The sequence below is a fragment of the Amycolatopsis orientalis genome (assembly GCF_000943515.2).
GTDB classification, from domain to species: domain Bacteria; phylum Actinomycetota; class Actinomycetes; order Mycobacteriales; family Pseudonocardiaceae; genus Amycolatopsis; species Amycolatopsis orientalis.
This window is the reverse complement of the sequence record NZ_CP016174.1, coordinates 4,286,744-4,303,932: the sequence shown is the minus strand read 5'-3', so window position 1 is coordinate 4,303,932 and position 17,189 is coordinate 4,286,744. Positions and strand designations below refer to the sequence as shown.

The following is a 17,189-nucleotide window of genomic DNA, read 5'->3' as shown; positions in this document are numbered from 1 at the left end:
TCGAGTTCTACTGAGCCGGTCCCGAGGCGCGCGGCGTCCGCCGCGGGGCGTAGAGGCGGTGCATCAGCAGTTCGAGGGGGCCGCGGTCGAACCGTCGAAGCCACAAGAGGGCGAACGCGACGTCCACCAGTCCGACGAAGACCCAGAGGCCGACGATCCACCATGGACGGGCGTCCGCGAACCTCTCGGCGAGCCCCAGACCCCAGCCATAGCAAAGGAAACCGGCCAGCACGTTCTGGAGTACATAGCAGGAGAGAGAGGTTCGACCGACCGCGATGAGTCCACTTCGGACGAATCCTGGCTTGTCGCGCATCCGAAGGGAGAGATGGGTGACCAGAGCGAGCAGGCCCAGTGCGACGAGGGGCGGCAACAGGTACCTGTCGACGAGGAACCAGTCCGGCCCGCCGAACCCGGTCAGCACGTTCAGGGGCAGCCCGACGGCGAAGCCCAGGACGAGCAGACGCGCACGAAGCTTCGCGCCCTTCTCGGTGTCTTCGAAGACGCCGGCCCTCCGCAGGCGGGAACCGAGCAGGAAAAGGACGACGGCTGAGGGCACGATCAGGACGGTTTCCGCCCGCAGCAGCAGGAAATCGGTGAAGCGGACGGTGACCTGCGCGGGCCAGCTGGCCGTCGTGGCGGGATCGACCTGGGCAGGTGCGCCGGAAATCCCCGGTCCTGCCACGAGCAACGCGGTCACGGCGAGGATCAGCGTGGTGTACACGCCGCCCACGACGATGACGACGTTGCGGACGACTCGATCGCTCCGGCCGATGAGGTACGCGACGAGCAGCGAAGTGAGCCCGTAGGCCATGAGCACGTCGGCTTCGAAGACGAGCAGGTAGTGCGCGACACCTTCCATGAAGAGGATTCCCGCCCGGAGTGGATACCGGCCCGGCCAGGGAACACCGCGCCGCCGGGCGGACTGGTACTGCAACTCGAGGCCGACACCGAACAGGATCGTGAGCAACGCGAGGAACTTGCCGTTGCTCAGCGTGCGAAGACCGACTTCGACGTGCTGCGCGAAGCCGTTCGCGGTACTGACGAAATCCTGGAAGAAACCCAAGGGCCCGCCGGGATGCGCGAAAAGGAACACGTTGGTCCCGAAGGTGCCGAGAATCGCCACCCCTCGGAGTAGATCCAGAGAAGAAATCCGCCCACTACGAGAGTGCTGCGCGGCGGTGGCCGCTGTCCGGTGGATCATGTCGTCGAGCATGCCACCGCCCGCGCCGGACCTCGTCCGTCGTTGGAACGATCTTGCCCTGGTCACTTGGTAGCAGGCCGGCCGACGTCACCTTCGCTGCCAGGTTTCGGTCAAAGGACCCTTCGTGCGGGAACGGCAACCCGTTTGGGTGAAAGCCTATTGTACCGCGCGCCCGGGGTGCGATCCCGTCACGAACCGTAGATCGTGTGCTGCCGACTGGTCTGACCGACTGTCGTCCTTTCGATGGTCGTTCGTCTCGATCCAAAGGACGACAGGACAGGCGGAATCCGTCGATCGAGATCCGCCCGGGCGTCAATCTGCCGAGATCCGCCGGGTTTCGGCGACCTTGACGTTGTAATGGGCACCGTTCACGACCGTGGTCTCGAGGAGAACCTCGAAGTGCTCCATCTTCTTCATCCTGCGGAGGAACTTCCGGTCCCCGAGCTTCTCCGCCGCGGCCGCGGTGCCGTGTTCCCAGCACCCCGCCACGATGACGATCTCCGACGTATCCGGAGCCAAGGGGTTCGGCGTCCGGATGATCAAGGCATAGTCACTGACCGGAAACCCTGACTCGTCGTACCGCGGCGCCGAAACACGGCCGGTGCTCACATCGTGTACCTCGGCGGCCACATGCTCGGGGTCTTCGACGAAAGCGTAGGAGATCACTCCGCTCAGCTTCGCCAACATCGTCCTCGTGACCGCATTCGCCTCCGGCCCACCGATCAGGACCAGGTCCGAACTCAACTCACGCGGCGACAACTGCTTCGACTCCGCGATTCTGCCGGCGAAGCCCAGTCGGCGGAGCTGGGCCTCGATTTCCACGAGCGCCCCGATGTCCCCCATACCCACCACGCCGGCCCGGGCCCACCGCCGCCGCTCCCCGAAGTCATGAGCCCCCAGGACGATCAACGGGTGACGGCCACCCAAAGCCCGCCAGAACCTGCGCGCCCGGATCAACCGGAGGCGCCGTCTCACGTTCGTCACCACCCAGACCAGCACACCCCCGATCGCCGCCGCGATCAGATTGCTGGAAATATCGGGTAAGGCCTGGACCAGCCAACCGCCGACACCTCCGACAGCCAGCCCCATACACAGCCACCTCTCACCGACGCGCTCCCCTCTCCAGTCGCGCTCGGCCCGCGCCCCGTTACCACCGGGGTCGTCAAGTCCGTACGAGGGCGGGAATCAGCGGAGCAGCCGGAGCGGGAGCCGCTCAAGACCGCGGAAGCTGACGTTGGACCGCCAGCGGAGTTCCTCGCCTGACAGCTCCATCTTGCCGTAGCGCCGCAGCAGTTTCGTCAGCACCACGGCGGTCTCCATCTTGCCGAGGGCGGCACCGAGGCAGTAATGCGGGCCGCCGCTGAAGGCCAGCGTCTTGATCCCGGTGCGGGTGACGTCCAGGCTCTCGGGGTGGCTGTACCGGGCGGGGTCCCGGTTCGCCGCTCCGAACAGCAGCATCACTTTGGCGCCCGCGGGGAGTACCGCGTCGTCGAGCACGACCTCTTCGTCCAGGAGCCTGGAGACGATCTGCACGGGTGCGTCGTACCGGGTGATCTCCTCGACGGCGCCCGGCATCAGCTCGGGGTTCTCGCGCAGCAACTGGAGCTGATCGGGGTGACGCAGCAGTGCCAGCACCCCGTTGCCGACCAGGTTCACCGTGGTCTCGTGGCCCGCGACGAACAGGAACAGCACATTGGCGATGATCTCGTGGTCGGTGAGGCGCACGCCGTCGACCTCGGTGTGCAGGAGCAGGGACAGGATGTCGTCGGTCGGCGCGGCCCTGCGCCGGTCGAGTTCGCCGGTGACGTACTCGCGGAACTCGGTCTCCGCCCGGTTCATTTCGGCGACGTCGGCCGCGGTGATCGACGGGTCGATCACGCGGCTGATCTGTTCGGTCCACTGACGGCACTGGACCCGGTTGTCGGTGGGCAGGCCGAGCAGTTCACAGGTCACGGTGACCGGCAGCGGCAGGGCGAGGCTCTCGATCAGATCGGCCTCGCCATCGCCCATGGCGTCGAGCAGGCGGTCGGCCTCCGCGGTCACGCGCGGCCGCAGCCGCTCGACGGCGCCGCGGGTGAACACTTTGCCGAGCACACCGCGGATCCGCCGGTGCGCCGGCCCGTCCAGCATGAGCATCCAGTTCCGCACGCTGCGCACGAGCGGGCTGTCCAGGCCGCCCCTGCGTTCGGCCCAGACCTGGTTCCGGTAGAACTCGCTGGAGACCCCCGGAGCGCGCAGCACGGCGTCCACGTCGGCGTAGCGAGAGAGCACCCAGTAGCCGAAATGGGACTGGTGCACGGGGTCGGCCTCCCGCAGGCGGCGGTAGATGGGGTACGGATCTGTCCGCACCGCGGGATCGCGTGGGTCGAAGAGCGCGGTCATATCCGTCCTGTCCTGTGTCGATGTGCCTGTGCTCCCCCGCTCATCCGTCCGTGGTGACCGGAAGGGCGACGAGTCCGCGGAGCAGGATGCTGTTGTGCCAGCGCAGTTCGCCCGGATCCACCGCGAGGGTGAGGTGGGGGAACCGGTCGAGCAACACGCGGAAGGCGACTTCGCCCTCGATCCGGCCCAGTGCCGCGCCGAGGCAGTAGTGGACGCCGTGACCGAACGCGATGCTGCCGCGTGTCGACCGCTCGATGTCCAGCTCGTCCGGCCGCTCGAACCGGCCGGGATCCCGGTTCGCCGAACCGATCGCCAGCAGCACGATCTCCCCGGCCGGGATCGTCGTGCCGCCGATGGTCACCTCCTCGTCGGTGAACCGCATGGTGGCCGTGGTGACCGGGCTTTCGAGCCGGAGGAACTCCTCCACCGCACCGGGCAGCAATTCCGGGTTCGCCCGCAGCCGTCCCAGCTGTTCCGGGTTCCGCAGCAGCGCGAGCGCCCCGCTGCCGATCAGGTTCACCGTCGTCTCGTGCCCGGCGACCAGCAGCAGGGAGGCCATCGCGGTGGCCTCGGCGTGCGTGAGGCGGTCCGCGTTCTCGTCCGGGGCCAGGATCTCGGAGAGGATGTCCTCGCCTGGATGGGCGACCTTGCGTGCGACGAGCCTGTCGAGGTACTCCCCCATCGCCTCCCTCGCCGCCAGTTGCTCGTGCGGCGGCGCGGTGGACAGCATCGTGCGCGACCAGCCGCCGAACTCCGCGCGCCGATCGTCGGGAACACCGAGGATCTCGCAGATCACGGTCGTCGGCAGCGGGAAGGCGTAGTCCTCGATCAGGTCGACGGATCGCGCCCCGGCGGCGAGCCTGGCGGCCATCGCGTCGGCCAGTTCGGCGGCCAGCGCCTCGATCCGCGGGCGCAGCAGGGCGGCGGCCCGTCCGGTGAACGCCTTGCTGACCAGCTTCCGCAGCCGGGTGTGCTCGGCCCCGTCGGAGTGGAGCATGTGGTGGTCCAGGCCCATGTCGAACTCTTCGGCGTCCTCGGGGAGGCCGGCGGCACGGCGCAGGATCCGGGCCAGTTTCGTGGCGTCCTTCGCCAGGCGGGAGTCGGCCAGCCCGGCGCGAACGTCCTCGTACCCGGTGACCAGCCAGACCGGCGGGCTCATCCCCATCCGCACCTTGGCCACCGGGCGCCGGGCGCGCAGCAGCTCGTACGTCGGGTACGGGTCGTCGGTGAAGCTCTCGTCGATCATGACGACGTCGTCGGCGATGTCGAGCACCGCACCGGCCGGCCCTGGCTTCCCCGCCGGACATGAAGGTGTTGGCATGACCAAGGTTCTCCTCGGTGGTGGAGGTCGGGGCGGGACTCAGATCGCGCGGATGCGGTGCACGAACTCGGTCAGGTCCACCGCGGCGGCCCGGCCGCCGGCCGTCGCGAAGTCGGTGACCAGGCGCACCAACGACTCGTACGCCTCGGTGTGGTCGTAGGAGGTGGCGTCGGTGATCTTCATCGACCACCGCCAGTACCCGTTGAGCGTGTCCGCCAACGGCATCCGGAAGGTGGCGAGGACGTCTTTGAGGTCGTGCACCGTCGACTCCAGCCCGTGCCGCCGGACGTAGGCGCCGACCAGTTCGCTGTAGAACGCGAAATGCCGTGCCTCGTCCCTGGCCAGCCGGTGCAGCAGGTCGCGCAGGACCGGCTCTTGGGCGACGGCCTTGAACCGCTGGTAGAACAGCTGCGTGGCCTTCTCCTGCACCAGGGTGTAGGTGAAGGCCTGCACCGGCGTCTCGTAGGGCAGCGCGAACTTCTTGCGCCCCTCCTCCGCCAGTTCCCACATCAGCGTGTCCGGATCGCTGATCCCGGCTTCGATCTGGTACCTGGTCAGCACCGAGGCGTGCCGCTCCTCGTCGTTGGCCCAGGAGATCAGGAACCGGAAGTACTCCCGGTTGAAACAGAACTCCTCGATGGCCTGATCCCCGTCGGCGACGGGGAACGCCTGGAGGAAGTAGGTCAGGTAGCCGGGGATGTGATCCTCGATGAAGGTGATGAACTTGACCACCGAGCGGTCGGTGTCGGTGAGTTCCTCCGGCCGTAAGGAGGTCCACGGCAGGTCGTCGACGGACCACTGTTTGGTTCCGGCCCGGCTGACGGCCTTCTTCGTCAGCTCGCGCATCTGCGCGGGCTCGATGGTCAGTCGTGCCGGTGCTGTCGCCTGCCCGGCGAAAGGGTCGTTCACGGTGCCTCCGCCGGTCCCATCCGGGACTTCAGCGCGCTGAGCGCGTAGTGCTTGGTGGTGTAGCCCCAGCCCGCGTTGGCCGTCTGCAGGTACCGGATCAGCGGTTCGCCCATCCCGGGCGCCACCTCCTCGACGCGGTCCAAGGCGGCCTGCGCGCGCTCCTCCCACTGCTCGATGGTGCGGTGGTAGTGCGCGGTGAGGTCGGTGAGCCCGGTGAGGCTGAACCCGGCCGACTCGATCGCCGCCACGAGCGCCGAGACCGGCACCATGTCGGCGAACCCGAAGATGGACTCGGTGACGTGCACCGTGCCCGGCCGCCGGGAGAACTCCCGGTAGGTCGCCTCGTCGCGGAAGCAGCTCTCGGACAGATACAGCGATCCGTTGCGCCGCAAGAGACCGTGCACCTTGCGCAGCACCTGTGCCCGGTCCGGCATGTGCACGATCGAACCGAGCATGGTGACCGCGTCGAACTTCCCGGCCATCTCGAGTTCACTGAACGAGCCGGACCGCAGGGTCACCAGGTCGGTGACACCGGCCTCCTCCGCCCGCTGCCTGATGTACTCCGCCTGTGGGCCGGACGGGGTCACCCCGGTGACGCGGCAGCCGTATTCCTTCGCCATGAACAGGATCAGGCTTCCCCAGCCGCAGCCGACGTCGAGCAGCTGCTCGCCGCCGCGCAGCCCCAGCCGTCTCGCCACGAAGTGCAGCTTGTTCGTCTGCGCCTGGTCCAGGTCGGTGTCCGCGTCGGGGTAGAGCCCGGCGCTGTACTTCATCCGCCGGTCGAGGTAGATCTCGAACAACTCGGCGGGCAGCTCGTAATGTTTGTTGGTCGCCCGGTAGGCCTCCTGCGGAGTCGGCGCGGTCATGACGCCGCCAGGTCCCCGCTGACACTCTTCTCCACCATCACGACCAGTTCGTCGACGGTCTTCACCGCGAAGATGGCCTCGTCGTCGAACTCCACGTCCCAGCGACGCTCCAATTTGGACACCACGCGCAGCATCTTCATGGAGTCGGCGCCGGGCAGCTCCCTGAGCACGTCGGTACCGGCGATCCCGGCGGCGGGGATCTTCAGCTCGGTGGCGAGGTATTCGGTGGTGACCGAGGCGATCTGCTCGCGGCTGACGGACTCGCTGGTCATGATTCTCCAGTTCCATGGTCGAAGTAGTGCCGGACGCGGCCGAAGGTGGCCTCGTCCAGTTCCATCAGGTTCCTGGCCTGCTCCGCGCGGATCGGCTGGAAGGTGCCGCTCGCCATGACGTGCACCTCGCCGTCGGGCCCGGTGATCTCGGCCTCGGTGTGCAGCACTCCGTTGCCCCGCCCGGTGATCCGCGCCGTGGTCAGGTATGGCAGACCGATGCGCAGCGGCAGCAGCATCTTGCTCCGCAGGGTCACCGAGAACGCGAGCATCCCGTGCACCAGTGCCAGGGTGTCGCCCATCACCTCGTCGAGAAGTACGTGCACGATGCCGCCGTGCACGATCCCCGGATACGAGGCGTAGTCCGCAGAGAACACCGTTTCGGTCGCGTAGTCCCCGTTCGGCAGCCGCCGCATCTTCAGCTTGAGCCCGACCGGGTTACGCGGGGAGCAGCCGAAGCAGTTGAACGACGGTTCGGCGTGCCACGGGAACTCCACCTCCTCACCGGTGCTGTGCGCGGCAAGGCTCATACCGCGACCTCGGCCTTGATCGACTCCTCGGCGATGGCGCGCCGGACGTCGGCCATCTTGGTCAGCTTGTAGCCGGTGAGCACGGAGAAGTACTTGAACAACTGCTCACAGCACTTGGCCCATTCGCTGCCGTCCTCGTCGACCTCGGCGAAGTAGGCGAACATCTCGTCGATGGTCTCGTGGTCCGCCAGCTCGGGCAGGTTGCCCTTGAACCGGCTGACCGGGTGGCGGTAAAGGTCGCGGGTGGTGCCCATGTAGATGTACAGGGTCTCCACCACCGACGCGCATTCCTCGGGCCGGGCGGCCAGCTGCTGGGCGGTGTAGTGCACGAACTCGCGCGCGTGCCGTGCCTCGTCGCCGCTGGCCTTGCGCAGGATCGCGGCGAGCACCGGCTCCTTCATGCTGCGGGCGACGCATTTGTAGGCGTGGGTGGCGAGCACCTCGCAGATGACGTTGGTGGCCAGCGTGGCCGCCTTGGTCACGCCGGGCGGGTACGCCTCCCGCATCGAGGCGATCGTGCGGTGCTCGATGCTGTGCCCGGCCAGCTGCAACCAGGTCGAGAAGGCCAGGTGGTGCTGGATCTCCTGGTAGCCCCAGATACAGGCGAACTGGGAGAAGTCGTAGTCCATGCCGAACTCGTTGAGCAGGCCGTGGGTCGCGGCGACCACATTGGACTCACCGACGATCGCGCCCTTGGCGAACACGATGTGCTCCGGCAGCACCAGATCCGGCCGGAACTCGTCCCACGGGATGTGGTGCAGCTCCCAGGTCGCGTGCTGGTAGCCCGCGAAGACCCGGGCACTGTGCATCTGCTCGTCGGCGAGCAGCGGAACCCCGGCAGGCGAGGTCGTCGTCTTGCTGTTCACACCCGTTCTCCTTGGTCGGCGCCGGTGGGGTCCGGCGACATGCCTGCGATCTCGCCCGACGTGACGCGCTGGGCGGCCAGCACCCGCTGCCATTTGCCGCTGGTGGTCCGGGGGATCCACCTCGGCTTGACCGCGTAGACCGCCACCTGGGCCAGCTCGAGTTCGGCGGCGACCCGCCTGCGGACCTCCTCACGCACCACGGCGGGGTCCTCCCCCGTCTCCACGATCACGCCGATCCGCTCGCCGCCGTCGGCGTCCGTGTCGGAGAAGGCCACGCAGCGACGGCGGTAGACGCCGGGGACCTCACGGGCGACGGTCTCGACGTCGTCCGGGAAGTAGTTCTGGCCGTGTACCACGACCATCTCCTTGCGCCGCCCGGTGACATACAGTTCGCCGTCGAGCTGGAAGCCGAGGTCCCCCGTGCGCAACCAGCCGCGGTCGAAGACGGCGGCGGTCGCTTCGGGGTCGCGGAAGTACCCGGTGGTCACCGACTCGCCGCGGATCTGGATCTCCCCGAGTGCGCCGTCGGCGACCACGGAACCGTCCTCACGCACGACGCGCAGGTCGACGCCGTGCACCGGACGGCCCACCGAAACCACCGGTTTGGCCGCCGGCGCGGTTTCCTCCACCGGGCGCACATCGCCCGTCCTGGCCAGTTCGTCGCGGTCCACCGCGCGGAGGCGTGCGGTGGCACCGGGCTCGGGGAAGCTGATCGACAGGGTGGCCTCGGCCATGCCGTACACCGGGTACATCACCGAGGCGTCCACCCCGCTGGGCGCCAGTGCCTCGGTGAACCGCCGAACGGTGGCCGCGCTGACCGGCTCGGCGCCGTTGAACGCCAGGCGCCAACGGGACAGGTCCAAAGTGGACAGCTGATCCGGCGGCACGGTGTCCAGCAGGTAGTCGTAGGAGAAATTGGGGCCGGTCAGCACCGTGCCGCCGTGCGCGGCGAAATGCTCCAGCACCTTGCCCGGCCGCCGCAGGAAGGTGGTCGGGGCGAAGACGTGCACGTCGGCACCGTTGAGCCAGTGCGACTGAAGGCCGATCAGGCCCATGTCGTGGAAGGTCGGCACCCACTGCATGAACACGTCGTCGGGGCTGAAACCACCGGAGACCACGCAAGCCCGCAGCCCGGCCATGGTCGTGCGGTGCGGCAGCATCACTCCCTTGGGCAAGCTCGTGCTGCCCGACGTGAACTGCACGATCGCCAGCGCGTCGGGGTCGACGGTGGGCAGGGACCGCTTCTCGCCGGTGCCGCCGGGCGCGGGCGGAAGCAGCAGGCTCACCTCGGTGCCCAGCGCGGCGAGCGCGCCGCCGAGGTCCGCGTGGTCGGCGTCCAGCACGATGTGGCGCATCCCCGCGGCCGCGGTGATGCGGGACAGCCGTCGAGCGGTGCCGTGCACGTCCCCGAACCCGGCCTGGACCGGCAGCACGCTGATGGCGGCACCGGCGCGCCAGAGCCCGTAGATCGTGGTGAGGAACCGGGCGGCGGTGGGCACCAGCACGCCGACCACGTCGCCGGGGCGTACCCCGGAGCGCAGGAACTCGTGCGCGGCGGCGGTGGCGGCCAGCTCCAGCTCGGCCGCGGTGATCTCGTCGCCGGCGGTGGGGAATCTCGCACGCGAGCCAGGCATGGCCTTCGCCAGCCGCGTAAGACTTTCCTCCAGGGTGCTCCCGTCCAGCAGAGCAGGTCGCATGGAATTTCCCTCGGTGGCAATTGATGGATGCGCGAGTTCGGCTCGGATTCCGTTTACCGGTTCCACACCGTAACCCCGCACAGCGCCGATTCATAGAGTCGGCCCGCGAGATTAGGGGTCCACTGAATACAACCCCTAATTTCGACGACTTCCCCCTAGCGCAAAGGGATGACATTGACAGGATTTCCGCGAGCTGACTACGGTCAGCCAACCCCGCATTCCGTAAATGACGCGCCTGAGCGTGTACCGGTATTCTTCCGACCGCACTTTGCTCAGACCGCGCTGGGTGGATGACGACTGGACGGGCGGTTTCATGCAGTTCGACAGCACCACGAATCCCTCTTCGGTCGCGCTGATCGGTTTGTCGCGCGGTCCGTTGTCCGCCCCGCCCGCCGTGGTGGCGCGACAGGCGCTGGAGAATGCCGGGGTAATCCCGGAATCGCTGGACGGCGTGACCGCGGGCGTGTTCGCCATGACGGAGGCCGGACCGGTCGCGGCGGAGTTCGGTCTGCTGGGGCCCGCGGTGACGGCGGAACTCCCGCCTCCGGCCATCCTGCACCTTTCTCTCCAAAGCATTCACACTGGTGAATCGGCGCTCGCCATCGCCGGGGTGGTTTCACCCGGCGAGTACGCGTTTCTGGTGCTGAAACCGCTTTCCTCCGCGATCGCGGACGACGACCCGGTTCATTGCGTGTTCGACGGCAGCGCGCTGGGCCGGGGGTCCGTTGTCCGGTTGGCGTGCGAGCGAGCCGGCGTGAACCCCGACGAGGTCGACCCGGTGGAAGACGACGCGGTGTCAGCACTGTTCGCCCTGCCCGCCCTGCTCGGTCGCGGGCAGGACCGCCGGATGCCCATCGTGCTCGCCTCCACCGACGGTGCCGGGACTTCCTGCGCGCTGGTGCTGTCCGCACCGCCCGCCCGGCCACGACCGCCGGAGCGCCGCGCGGTGCCGGTCCTGCCGCTGATGCTGTCGGCCGACAGCGCGGAAAGCCTGCGCGGCAAGGCGGAGACCCTGCGCGCCCACCTGGACGGGCCTGCCGCACCGGACCTGCTCGACACCACGCACACGCTGGCTCTGGCGCGGTCACACCAGCCGTACCGGAGCGTCGTGCTGGGCGAGGACCGGGCGGAACTCGTCGCCGGTCTCGCCGAACTGGCCGGCGGCCGGGCAGGGACGGCAGGGGCCGGGACCGGCCGCAAAGTGGCGTTGATGTTCCCCGGCGAGGGCGGACAGCGGCCGGGGATGGGCCGCGAGCTGTACCCGCTGTTCGACGTGTTCGCCGACGCGCTCGACGAAGTGTGCGGCCACCTGGACGCGGCGTCCACCTGGTCGGTGCGCGAGCTGCTGCTGGGCGACCGCGGCACCGAGGTGGCGCCCGCCGACGAGGCGATGTACACCCAGGACGCCCTGTTCGCCCTGCAGCTGGCGCTGTTCCGGCAGTTCGAGCACTGGGGCGTCCGCCCGGACTTCGTGGTGGGCCACTCGGTCGGGGAACTGGCCGCGGCCACCGCGGCCGGGGTGTACTCGCTCCCGGACGTGGCCGCGCTGCTGGCCGAGCGGGTCCGGTTGTTCCGGGACCGGACGCCGGTCGGCGGTGCCATGGTGGCGCTGCGGATCACCGAGGCCGAAGCACAAGAGTCGCTGACCGGGCTGGGGGAACTGGCGGCGATCTCCGCGGTCAACTCCCCCCGCTCCGTCGTCATCTCCGGCGACCGCGACACCGTGCTGCGCATCGCCGGGTTCTGGGCCGACCGCGGGCGCAAGGTCAAGCGGCTGCCGGTGGACCGGGCCTTCCACTCCCCGCACATGGCCGCGATGGCAGGCGACTTCGAGCGGTTCGCGCGCGGCCTGACCGCCCGCCCGCCGCGTATCCCGATCGTCCCGGTGCACACCGGGCTCGGGACCGATCCCGGTGTGGTGTGCCTGCCCGAGTACTGGGGCGCCCAGGTCCGCGGCACCGGGCACTTCCTCGACTGCGTCACCACCCTGGCGGAAGCCGGCGTCGACACCTACGTCGACCTGAGCGCCAACGGGGTGCTCGCGGCGCTGGTCGAGGAGACCCTGCCCGGCGCGGCCACCGGCGACCTGCTCGTCACCGCCGCGCTGCGCGGTGGCCAGTCCGACCTGCGCGCGACGCTGGGCACCCTCGGCGAACTGCACGGGCACGGGGTGCCGGTCGCCTGGCCGGAGGTGCTCGGCGACCGGGGTGGCCGTCGCGTGCATCTGCCCACCGAGGTCGCCGAGCCCACCCGTGCCGTCACCACGGACCTGCCCCGGCTGATCCGGGCCGAGACCGAGTCGCTGATCAGCGGCGGTTACCGGCCGGACCGGACCTTTTTCGACCTGGGCATGGATTCGGTGCGCGCCGTCGAACTGATCACCCGGCTGCGCAAGCGGACCGGGCTGAAGATCGCCACGACCGCCCTGTTCGACCACCCCACCCCGGACCAGTTGACCGCGTACCTGGACGGCGGTGCGCCGCGGTCACCGGCCGTCGTGCGCCGCCGGGCAGGTTCGGACGAGCCGATCGCCATCGTCGGCATGAGCTGCCGCTTCCCCGGCGGCGTGCAGTCCCCCGAGGACCTGTGGCAGCTGCTCACCGAGGGCCGTGACGTCGTCACGCCGATGCCGGCCGACCGCGGCTGGGACCTGGAGACGCTGTATGACCCGCGGCGGGAGCGGCCGGGCACCAGCTATGTGCGCGAAGGCGGATTCCTGCACGAGGCAGCCGAGTTCGACGCCGCGTTCTTCGGCATCGGCGGCCACGAGGCCTTGGAGATGGACCCGCAACAGCGGTTGCTGCTGGAACTGTCCTGGGAGGCCTTCGAGCGCGCAGGCATCGACCCGGCCACGTTACGAGGCAGCGACACCGGGGTCTACGCGGGACTGTCCCACAGCGAGTACGGCGTCGGCCCCGGGCACGCCGCCCTCGGCGAGCGGGCGAACCTGGCGATCGGGACCGTGTCCAGTGTGGCCTCCGGCCGGATCTCGTTCACCTTCGGTCTGCAAGGGCCCAACCTGTCGATCGACACGGCGTGCTCCTCCTCCCTGGTCGCCGTGCACCTGGCCGCCGCGGCGCTGCGCCGCGGTGAATGCTCGCTGGCGCTGGCCGGAGCGGTGACCGTCCTGTCGTCGCCCTTGGTGTTCCTGGAGTTCAGCAGGCAGGGCGGACTGGCGCCGGACGCGCGGGCCAAACCGTTCGCCGAAGACGCCGACGGCACGGCTTGGGCCGAGGGCGGCGGCATGTTCGCGCTGGAGCGGTACTCCGACGCACGCCGGAACGGCCATCCGGTACTGGCGCTGATCACCGGGTCCGCGGTCAACTCCGACGGCGCCAGCAACGGGCTCACCGCGCCCAACGGTTCCGCCCAGCGGCAGCTACTGTCCGCCGCGCTCGCGGACGCCGGGCTGCGACCGTCCGATGTGGACGTCGTGGAGGCGCACGGCACCGGGACGAAACTGGGCGACCCGATCGAGGCGGGCGCGCTCGTGGCGGCCTACGCCGCGCAGCGGCCGCCGGACCGGCCGCTGCTGGTGGGATCGCTGAAGTCCAACCTGGGGCACACCCAAGCGGCCGCCGGGGCCGCGGGGCTGATCAAGATGGTGCTGGCCATGCGGCATCGTATGGTCCCGGCCACCGTCAACGTCGAGACACCCAGTTCGCAGGTGGACTGGGCGGCCGGGCTGCACCTGGTCACCGAATCCACACCGTGGCCGGACCGGGGACCGATCCGGCGGGCCGGGGTCTCCTCCTTCGGTATCGGCGGCACGAACGCCCATGTGATCGTCCAGCAGCCCCCGGCCGAACCGGACGCACCGGCGGCCCCGCCGAGTGACCTCCCGCCGCTGTGGACCGTCTCGGGCGGTTCGGAGGAGGCACTGCGCGCGCAGGCCGCCCGGCTGCTCGCGCACTGCGACACCGGCCCCGGGTCCGAAGCCGGCCTGCACGACCTGGGTTTCTCTTTGGCCACGACCCGTTCCGCGCTGGCCAACCGGGCCGTGCTCACCGGCGGCGACCGCGAGCAGCTCGGCCGCGCGCTGGCCGCGCTGGCCGCCGGCAGGACCGGTCCCGGGCTCACCACGGGGGTCGTGGCCGAGGGCGGTCTGGCCTTCCTGTTCGCCGGGCAGGGCAGTCAGCGCGCGGGCATGGGCGGTCTGCTGTATGAGCGGTACCCCGTGTTCGCCGGGGCCTTCGACGAGGTTTGCGCGGCGTTGCCGCCGCGGGTCCGGGCCGCCGTATTCGGCACGGACCAGGAAACGCTGGACCGGACGGAGTTCGCGCAGACCGGGCTCTTCGCGTTCGAGGTCGCGTTGTTCCGCTTGCTGGAGAGCTGGGGCATCCGGCCGGACCTGCTGCTGGGGCACTCCGTCGGCGAACTGGCCGCCGCCCACGTGGCCGAGGTGCTGTCGCTATCGGACGCCTGCCGCCTGGTCGCGGCGCGGGGTTCGCTCATGCAGGCGTTGCCCCCGCACGGCGCGATGTACGCGGTGGCGGCCTCGGCGGACGAGGTCGAGCATCTGCCGCCGGGGGTTTCGCTGGCGGCGGTCAACGGGCCGCGTTCAGTGGTGCTCTCGGGAGCCGAGGACGCCGTCGCCGCGGTGGCCCAGACTTTCCGCGAACAGGGGCGCAGGACCAAACGCCTGCGCGTCAGCCACGCGTTCCACTCCGCGCTGATGGCACCGATGCTCGACGAATTCCTTTCCGTGGCGAGGAGTCTGAGCTATCGGCCACCTCTGATCCCGATCGTGTCCGGGCTGACCGGCCAGGTGGCCACCGAAGAACAGCTGTGCTCTCCGGAGTACTGGGCGGACCACGTGCGGGGCACGGTCAAGTTCGCCGACGGGGTGCGAACCCTCCAGGACCGGGGGGTGAGCACGTTCCTGGAGCTGGGGCCGGAGACGACGCTGACCGAGATGACCGCGGACTGCCTCGGTGAAGCCGTGGACACGGCCGTGGTCCCCGCGCTGCGGGACGCGGACGTACTCGCCGCCGTGGCGGCGCTGCACGTGCGGGGGCAGGGGCCGGACTGGTCGAGGTGGTACGCGGGCAGCGGGGCGCGGCGGGTGGAGCTGCCGACCTATCCCTTCCAGCGCAAGAGGTTCTGGCTGCTACCGGAGGAGACCCCGGAATCCCGCTCCCCGCGGCGGGATTCGGCGTTCTGGGAAGCCGTGGAGAGCGGAGACCTGCAGCGCCTCGGCGACCTGCTGGGCACCGGCACCGAACCGGAGGTCACCGAACTGCTGCCCGCGATGGCGCGGTGGCGGCGTGAGCACGACCAGACCGCCGCGATGGATCGGTTGCGGTACCGCGTTTCCTGGCAGCCGGTGGCGGGACAGGTCGCCCGCAAGCGGAACTGGATCGTGGTGCACGTCGCGGACCTGCCCGTGCCGGAACCCGTCCGCGCGGCGCTCGGAGCCGTGGTGCTGGGCGTCGGCGCCGGGGCCGGGCGCGCGGAAATCGCGGGGCTGCTCGCGTCCGTCCGGGACGGCGAACCGATCGACGGCGTGCTGTCCCTGCTGGCACTGGACGAACGACCGCACCCCGCCGTCGCCGGGGTGCCCGCCGGGCTCGCCTTGACCACGGCGCTCATCCAGGCCATGGGAGACCTCGACTTCGAGGTGCCGTTGTGGTGCGTGACCCAGTCGGCGGTGTCCACCGGGCACGGTGACCGGCTCGGCTCCCCGGTGCAGGCCATGGTGTGGGGCCTCGGCCGGGTCGCGGCCCTGGAACACCCGGCGCGGTGGGGCGGTCTGGTGGATCTGCCGTCCACTGTGGACTCCGCCGTGGCCGAACGGCTGGCCGGAGTGCTCTCGGCGACGGAGGATCAGGTCGCCGTACGCGCCTCGGGCGTCTTCGCCCGGCGCCTCCTGCACGCACCCGCCGGTCCCCGCGAAACGGTGACACCGCGCCGCTGGCCGCGGCACGGCACCACCCTGATCACCGGCGCTTTCGGCGCGCTGGGAAGGAAGCTGGCGCGCTGGCTCGCCGCCCAGGGAGTGGAACGGCTGCTGCTGACCGGCAGGCACGCCGACGACCCCGGGTTCCTCGCCGAACTGACCGCGCTCGGTACCGAGGCCGTGGCGGTCGCCTGCGACGTGGCCGACCGCGACGCCCTGGCCGGGCTGCTCGCGGCGATCCCGGCGGACCGGCCGTTGACGGGAGTCGCGCATACGGCCGGGGTCCTCGACGACGGCGTCCTCGACGCGCTGGACCCGCGGCGGCTGGCCGTGGCCCTGCACGCCAAGGTCGAAGGTGCCCGCAACCTCCACGAGCTGACCACCGGGCTGGAGGCGTTCGTGCTGTTCTCCTCCGCCACCGGCGCGGTGGGCAACGCCGGACAGGCCAACTACGCGGCGGCCAACACCTATCTCGACGCGCTGGCCGACCAGCGACGTGCCGACGGGCTCGCCGCCACGTCGCTCGCCTGGGGACCGTGGGGCCTCGGCGGGATGGCCGTGGACGGGGCGGGCGCGGAGGCCGTGGGCGCCAGGCTGCGGCGCAACGGCATGACCGTCCTCGACCCCGACCTCGGCATCGCCGCACTGGCCACGGCCTTCGGTCGCGACGAGTCGGGCCTGGTGATCGCCGACGTGGACTGGGACCGGTTCCTCTCGGTCTTCGCCACCACCCGGCACAGCCCGCTGCTCGCGGAGCTGCCGGAAGCCCGCCGGAGCAAGGCCGCCGAGCCGCGACCGGAGGTGTCCACCCTCGTGCCGCGCCTGGCCGGGATGTCCCAGTCCGAGCGTGTCCGGGTCCTGCGCGAACTGGTGAGCCGGGAGGTCGCCACGATCCTCGGGCACGACTCGGTCACCCAGGTCCAGCCGGGCAAACCCTTCCACGAGCAGGGGCTCAGCTCCTTGGGCGTGGTCGAACTGCGCAATCAGCTGAGCGCGCGGACCGGGTTGCGGGTGCCCGCCACCGCCCTGTTCGACCATTCGACGCCCACCGCGCTGGCCGGATATCTGAACACCGAGCTCACGCCGAGCGCACCACCGGCACCACCCCGGCCCGAACCGGTGGCCGAGCCCGCGGCCGCCGACCTCGACGACGTGCTCGGCCGGGCCGAACGGGAAATCTTCTTGGCAGCGGAGGGGCTCCTCGATGGCTGAGGACAGCAAGGTACTCGACACCCTGAATCGCCTGACC

General features: G+C 70.0%; 11 protein-coding genes. 1 reads left to right on the top strand and 10 read right to left on the bottom strand.

What is annotated here, in order from left to right:
• Positions 1 to 7: 7 nt before the first annotated feature.
• The 10 genes from SD37_RS18755 to SD37_RS18710 all read right to left on the bottom strand — a co-directional run bounded on the left by SD37_RS18755 (position 8) and on the right by SD37_RS18710 (position 10,041).
• Complete coding sequence (locus SD37_RS18755) at positions 8 to 1,201, bottom strand: DUF418 domain-containing protein (RefSeq protein WP_044853460.1); 1,194 nt, start codon at positions 1,199 to 1,201, stop codon at positions 8 to 10.
• 312 nt (positions 1,202 to 1,513) lie between these two features.
• Complete coding sequence (locus SD37_RS18750; RefSeq protein ID WP_044853123.1) at positions 1,514 to 2,290, bottom strand: hypothetical protein; 777 nt, start codon at positions 2,288 to 2,290, stop codon at positions 1,514 to 1,516.
• Between the two features lie 96 nt (positions 2,291 to 2,386).
• On the bottom strand, positions 2,387 to 3,583 hold the full coding sequence (locus tag SD37_RS18745; protein ID WP_044853122.1) for a cytochrome P450: 1,197 nt from the start codon (positions 3,581 to 3,583) through the stop codon (positions 2,387 to 2,389).
• Between the two features lie 40 nt (positions 3,584 to 3,623).
• Entirely contained in the window at positions 3,624 to 4,904 is a 1,281-nt protein-coding gene (locus SD37_RS18740) for a cytochrome P450 family protein (RefSeq protein ID WP_083255010.1), read from the bottom strand.
• A 39-nt stretch (positions 4,905 to 4,943) separates the two neighbouring features.
• The gene (locus SD37_RS18735) at positions 4,944 to 5,813 is read right to left on the bottom strand and encodes an acyl-ACP desaturase (RefSeq protein ID WP_037305221.1); all 870 of its coding nucleotides are present in this window, start codon (positions 5,811 to 5,813) and stop codon (positions 4,944 to 4,946) included.
• Positions 5,810 to 6,679: an SAM-dependent methyltransferase gene (locus SD37_RS18730; RefSeq protein WP_044853121.1), complete on the bottom strand. Its 870-nt coding sequence runs from the start codon at positions 6,677 to 6,679 to the stop codon at positions 5,810 to 5,812. The genes SD37_RS18735 and SD37_RS18730 overlap by 4 nt, the downstream gene beginning before the upstream one ends.
• The gene (locus SD37_RS18725; protein WP_044853120.1) at positions 6,676 to 6,951 is read right to left on the bottom strand and encodes an acyl carrier protein; all 276 of its coding nucleotides are present in this window, start codon (positions 6,949 to 6,951) and stop codon (positions 6,676 to 6,678) included. The genes SD37_RS18730 and SD37_RS18725 overlap by 4 nt, the downstream gene beginning before the upstream one ends.
• Positions 6,948 to 7,478 (bottom strand): PaaI family thioesterase, encoded by a 531-nt coding sequence (locus SD37_RS18720; RefSeq protein WP_044853119.1) that lies wholly within the window; start codon positions 7,476 to 7,478, stop codon positions 6,948 to 6,950. Before SD37_RS18720 ends, SD37_RS18725 begins: the two co-directional genes overlap by 4 nt.
• Positions 7,475 to 8,344, bottom strand: a complete 870-nt coding sequence (locus SD37_RS18715; protein WP_081736223.1) for a ferritin — start codon at positions 8,342 to 8,344, stop codon at positions 7,475 to 7,477. The genes SD37_RS18720 and SD37_RS18715 overlap by 4 nt, the downstream gene beginning before the upstream one ends.
• The gene (locus tag SD37_RS18710; protein WP_044853118.1) at positions 8,341 to 10,041 is read right to left on the bottom strand and encodes an AMP-binding protein; all 1,701 of its coding nucleotides are present in this window, start codon (positions 10,039 to 10,041) and stop codon (positions 8,341 to 8,343) included. The genes SD37_RS18715 and SD37_RS18710 overlap by 4 nt, the downstream gene beginning before the upstream one ends.
• 226 nt (positions 10,042 to 10,267) lie before the next feature.
• Between SD37_RS18710 and SD37_RS18705 the strand changes: the two genes are divergently transcribed.
• Positions 10,268 to 17,152 carry a type I polyketide synthase gene (locus tag SD37_RS18705; protein ID WP_052675044.1) on the top strand — a complete coding sequence of 2,295 codons (6,885 nt, stop codon included), beginning with the start codon at positions 10,268 to 10,270 and terminating at the stop codon, positions 17,150 to 17,152.
• Positions 17,153 to 17,189: the final 37 nt, after the last annotated feature.

Coding starts and splice junctions, on each gene's coding strand:
- SD37_RS18755 (WP_044853460.1), bottom strand. CDS start 1,201: ATGATCCACCGGACAGCGGCCACCGCCGCGCAGCACTCTCGTAGTGGG.
- SD37_RS18740 (WP_083255010.1), bottom strand. CDS start 4,904: ATGCCAACACCTTCATGTCCGGCGGGGAAGCCAGGGCCGGCCGGTGCG.
- SD37_RS18745 (WP_044853122.1), bottom strand. CDS start 3,583: ATGACCGCGCTCTTCGACCCACGCGATCCCGCGGTGCGGACAGATCCG.
- SD37_RS18730 (WP_044853121.1), bottom strand. CDS start 6,679: ATGACCGCGCCGACTCCGCAGGAGGCCTACCGGGCGACCAACAAACAT.
- SD37_RS18750 (WP_044853123.1), bottom strand. CDS start 2,290: ATGGGGCTGGCTGTCGGAGGTGTCGGCGGTTGGCTGGTCCAGGCCTTA.
- SD37_RS18710 (WP_044853118.1), bottom strand. CDS start 10,041: ATGCGACCTGCTCTGCTGGACGGGAGCACCCTGGAGGAAAGTCTTACG.
- SD37_RS18720 (WP_044853119.1), bottom strand. CDS start 7,478: ATGAGCCTTGCCGCGCACAGCACCGGTGAGGAGGTGGAGTTCCCGTGG.
- SD37_RS18725 (WP_044853120.1), bottom strand. CDS start 6,951: ATGACCAGCGAGTCCGTCAGCCGCGAGCAGATCGCCTCGGTCACCACC.
- SD37_RS18705 (WP_052675044.1), top strand. CDS start 10,268: ATGACGCGCCTGAGCGTGTACCGGTATTCTTCCGACCGCACTTTGCTC.